Source organism: Mesorhizobium sp. B1-1-5 (genome assembly GCF_006443065.1).
Lineage (GTDB): Bacteria > Pseudomonadota > Alphaproteobacteria > Rhizobiales > Rhizobiaceae > Mesorhizobium.
The window spans coordinates 1-1180 of sequence record NZ_VFWS01000524.1 but is presented as its reverse complement, the minus strand read 5'-3'; the positions used below and the strand labels follow the sequence as shown (position 1 = coordinate 1180).

Sequence of the window (1180 nt, the reverse complement as noted above, 5' to 3'; positions counted from 1 at the left end):
TTCCTCAACCGCCTGGCCAAGGGCATGCGGCTGCAGTCCGACCCGACCATCATCTACGGCCTGTTCGGCGGCAAGGGCAAACCCGCCGACCGGCCGATCTATCAGTCGGACATCCAGAAGCCGACGCCCTACAACACCTATGTGATCAACGGCCTGCCGCCGACGCCGATCGCCAATCCCGGCCGCGCGGCGCTGGAGGCGGTAGCCAATCCATCAAAGACCGACGACCTATATTTCGTTGACGACGGCACTGGCGTACACGTCTTCGCCGCCACGCTTAACGAGCACAATGAAAACGTCGCGCGCTATCGAGCCCAGCAGAAGAAGCAGGTCGACGACGCGGCCAAGGCTGATGCCAAGGTGGAGGGGCAGACCGACGCGCCCATTGACGGCGACGCGGGGGCGGCCCAGTAGCGGCGCACGGTTTTTCCAGCTCGTCCACGCTAGTTGAAGGCAGGAGCGTTTGGATTTATCGGGGCGCGTCGTAAGCCGATTGGCAGGCGGGCATTCGGCTTTCTGAAGGTGCGCGAGGCCGGATCACGCAGTATCCGTAATACGCGCCAGGGGGTATGCAGGCACGATGAATTTGCAGAGCATGACCGGGTTTGCGCGTGCTGTCGCCGAGCATGACGGCACCTCGATTGCCTGGGAGGTCAAATCCGTCAACGGCAAGAGCGTCGAGGTGCGGCTGCGGCTGCCGCAGGGCTTCGAGCGGCTGGAGCCGGCCATCAGGCAGACGCTTCAGAAACGTTTCGCGCGCGGCAATTTTCAGGCGACGCTGACCATCACGCGCGCCGTCGGAATGCAGTCCCAGTCCGTTGTCAACGAGGCCTTCCTCAAGGACCTGGCCGGGCTCGCCAAGCGGATCGAGGAACAATTTCGTGTTGCTCCTGCGACCGCCGACGGATTGTTGTCGCTGCGCGGCGTGCTCGATATTCCCGAGACCACCGAAACCGAGGATGTGCGCACGGCGCTCGACAACGCCGTCATGGCGGCCCTCGATGTGGCGCTGGAGGGGCTGGAGCGGTCCCGCCAGGGTGAGGGCGCGGCACTTCGCACGCTTCTGCTGGGCCACATCGACGCCATCGAGGCGCTGACGCTGGGCGCTGAAGCGGATCCGTCGCGCGAACCGGCGGCCATCCGCGAGCGCCTCGCCGAACAGGTGCGGCTCTTGATGGAT

At 64.8% G+C, this 1180-nt stretch carries 2 protein-coding genes; both read left to right on the top strand.

The window, feature by feature from the left end; translation table 11 throughout:
• Positions 1–414: endolytic transglycosylase MltG (mltG, locus tag FJ980_RS32965; protein ID WP_140547594.1), on the top strand; the 414-nt coding region annotated here is incomplete at its 5' end.
• 166 nt (positions 415–580) lie between these two features.
• Positions 581–1180, top strand: a 600-nt coding sequence (locus FJ980_RS32960) for a YicC/YloC family endoribonuclease (protein WP_140547593.1), incomplete at its 3' end; no start/stop codon positions are given.